Here is a 3,252-nt window from a genome sequence, read left to right as displayed (position 1 = left end):
TTCCTGGAGTTCGCCGTCGCGATCAAGATTCTTAAGATGGTCAATTTTCGCCAAAGGCCTTGATGAACCATTGCATAACAGCAGTCCGGGGGATTTTTTGTCACTGTTTTGGGCAATAGCGAACTCAGCGCGAAGTTGCATTCGGGGAATAGCCGCTCCCGGAAAAAGAAGGGCTGTTTCATCAGTAAATTCAAGGGGTTCTGCATCAGAAGGCTTCAGGGGAGCAAGGGCTGACCTTAGCCGCTCTTTGGCAGGGTCACTCAGGTTTGCAATGGCAGCTTTTTGCGCTGTGGCATCCCAGCGCTCAACTATCATTCCATGCTCATCCCTGTGAATGACGCTTTGCTGGAAATAGATATCAAGCTGCCTGACGACTTCAGCCAGACTTTCGTATTTTTCTGGCCCTGGTAGCGTGTCAATATCCCCTGGTATCCGCAGCGAGGCATCAGGTGCTCTTTTATCAAAGACAACGCTCATGACTTCAGCCAGATTTACCGCATCGAGGATGAAGCGTTCGTTGCCCAGAATGCATTTCTGGAGTTGCGTCAGTTCATCAGGCTGAGTTGATCCGCTCGCCTTCACGTCTTTAACTTCTGTGCCTGTTGCAGTTAGTGGTGAGGTTGCGGGGGTAGATTGAGCAGGAAACATTGCAGAACTTCTCCTCTGATTTAACGGGTGCCTGTCGATCAATTCAAATAATCTGTTGGATTCTCATTTAATGGACAGTAAATCAGATAATAAGTTCCCCAATAAACATTAAGAATAATCACACATTACCAGTAACCCTGACCCGCTTACTTCCTTTTGGTGTTATCGGTGCCAGATTTTTTCTCCTTTCTTCCAGGCGACGATCAATACTATTTTTTATGGCAATCAAAAAGCCCATAAAGACAAAGGCACCGGGGGGAAGAATGGCAAACAGGAACGGCTTGTAGTTGGCAATCACCGTCATGGTCCAGTCAGCGGCAATGGGGCCCAGCAGCAGGTCCATGCCGGAGAACAGCGTACCCTGGCCAATCAGCTCCCGCAGTGCGCCGAGCAATACCAGAATCACCGCAAAGCCCGTACCCATCATCAAACCATCAAAAGCGGCAGGCAGTACCGGGTTTCTGGAGGCAAAGGCATCGGCCCGGCCCAGGATAATGCAGTTGGTGACAATCAGCGGAATAAAAATACCCAGTATGCGATAGAGTTCATAGGTATAGGCCTGCATCAGCAGCTCGATACAGGTGGTGAAGGAGGCAATAATCATCACAAATACCGGCAGGCGAATAGCGTCGTTTACTTGGTGTCGTATAAGAGAGACAGCAACGTTGGAGCCCATCACCACCAGCATGGTGGCGATACCCAGGCCAAGGGCATTCACTACACTGCTGGAAACCCCCAGCAGAGGACAGAGGCCCAATAGCTGGACCAGCGCCGGGTTGTTTTTCCAGAGACCGTCCAGGGCGATTTTTGCGGCCCGACTGGTGGTTTCATTGGCCATATTGAATCTCCTCGCGGATACCGGTCATCCTGAGCGGGTCCAACAATAGATTGCGGTTTGCCTCGAAGTATTGCAGTGCCCGGTAAACGGCGGCGACAACCGCCCTTGGCGTAATCGTGGCACCGGTAAACTGATCAAACTCACCACCGTCTTTTTTTACTCCCCAGCCTTCGGTGATCGGGTTACCCAGGGATTTGCCGGCAAAGCCGAGAATCCAGTCGGTGACATTGGTGTTGATCTTGTCGCCCAGCCCCGGCGTCTCTTTGTGGGTAATGGCCCTGACACCGGCAAGTGTGCCATTGCGGTGGATGCCCACCAGCAGCTCGATTCGCCCGCTATACCCGTCCGGTGCAGTTACCGGCAGAATGACCGCAGAGACCTCGCCATCATCCAGCGCGATATACGCTTCTCGTTGCTCCTGGCTGGAAAGTAAGTGGGATGGCTCCAGCAGAATTTTTGCATCAACTAACGCATTGTCGTGAGTATCCGCCGGTAAAATCTCCATCAGAGCTTTCGCTTCATAGGCGCGAACCTGGGTCTCTATCCGCTCATGGGTGCTGACCCAGGTCACGGAAATCAGGCCTACGGTGAATACCGCAAACAGACCAAGGCCCAGACTATTACGAAAAATGCTCTGGAGCAGGCCATGCCCGCCGGGGACCTTGGTGGTGTCTTTTAAAGGAATCTGGCCGTCACTCATTATTCAGTCTCTCTTCGGCAGGCCTTTATTGGCCTTGCGATGGCCATAAGTCCGTGGCTGGGTGTAATAATCGATGGTGGGGGCAGCCATGTTCATCAGCAGCGTGGCAAAGGCGACACCGTCCGGGTAACCGCCCCAGGCACGGATAACGTAGACCATGACACCCACCCCCGCACCAAAAATAAGACGTCCACGGTTGCTGGTGGCACCACTGACCGGGTCGGTAATGATAAAAAATGCCCCCAGCATGGTGGCACCACTGAGCAGGTGGAACAGCGGGGAGCCATGACTGTCTGACCCGATACCCTGCCAGAAGAGGGTCGCCATCACCGCAATGGCACCGAGCATCCCCACAGGGGCATGCCAGGTAAATACTTTGCGCCAGATCAGAAAGACACCGCCGGCCAGATAAGCCAGGTTTACCCACAGCCAGCCACGACCGGCCATGCCATCAAATACCGGGTTGGCCTCCCACAGCTCATTGATGGTCAGGCTTTTGTTTTCCCTCAACACATCCAGTGGGGTGGCCATACTGATGGCATCCACACTGACTCCCTGGCCCGGGGGGAAGATGGTGAACAGCGCATCGGTCAGGCTGTTGTTATGGCCTTCCAGCCCCAGAGGTGGCAGCCAGGTGGTCATTTCCTGTGGAAACGAAATCAGCACCAGGACATAGCCCAGCATGGCAGGGTTAAAGGGGTTCTGGCCCAGGCCACCATAGAGGTGTTTGCCAATGACCAGAGCGAAGGACACAGCCACCAGTGATAGCCACCAAGGGGCAAAGGGCGGCAATGCCAGCCCCAGCAGTAAACCGGCCACCAGGGCACTGCAATCATTCAGGTAAAAGCTTACGGAGCGTTGCCGCAGGGATAAAACCGCCGCTTCGCAGCCCATGGCGATCAGGGAACACCAGACCACATTGATCAGGGTACCCCAGCCAAAAAAGACCGTTTGTGCCATCAGGCCGGGCATAGTGGCCGTGACCACCAGACCCATGACTCGCGAAGTGCTGTTCTCTCCCAGCGTGTGGGGTGAGGTCTCTCTTCCCCTCTGGCTGATGGATGAT

General features: G+C 54.0%; 4 protein-coding genes. All 4 read right to left on the bottom strand.

The window, feature by feature from the left end; all coding sequences use genetic code 11:
• On the bottom strand, nucleotides 1-648 hold a 648-nt coding region (locus KDK14_RS18465; RefSeq protein WP_257266669.1), incomplete at its 3' end, for a hypothetical protein.
• A 118-nt stretch (nucleotides 649-766) separates the two neighbouring features.
• On the bottom strand, nucleotides 767-1,486 hold the full coding sequence (locus KDK14_RS18460; protein WP_257266668.1) for an electron transport complex subunit E: 720 nt from the start codon (nucleotides 1,484-1,486) through the stop codon (nucleotides 767-769).
• The gene (rsxG, locus tag KDK14_RS18455; protein ID WP_257266667.1) at nucleotides 1,476-2,186 is read right to left on the bottom strand and encodes an electron transport complex subunit RsxG; all 711 of its coding nucleotides are present in this window, start codon (nucleotides 2,184-2,186) and stop codon (nucleotides 1,476-1,478) included. The genes KDK14_RS18460 and rsxG overlap by 11 nt, the downstream gene beginning before the upstream one ends.
• A gap of 3 nt (nucleotides 2,187-2,189) precedes the next feature.
• Entirely contained in the window at nucleotides 2,190-3,245 is a 1,056-nt protein-coding gene (gene rsxD / locus KDK14_RS18450; RefSeq protein WP_373691114.1) for an electron transport complex subunit RsxD, read from the bottom strand.
• Nucleotides 3,246-3,252 lie beyond the last annotated feature (7 nt).

Source organism: Endozoicomonas sp. ONNA2 (assembly GCF_024606365.1).
Classification (GTDB): Bacteria; Pseudomonadota; Gammaproteobacteria; order Pseudomonadales; family Endozoicomonadaceae; genus Endozoicomonas.
This window is presented reverse-complemented; position numbering and strand designations above follow the sequence as displayed.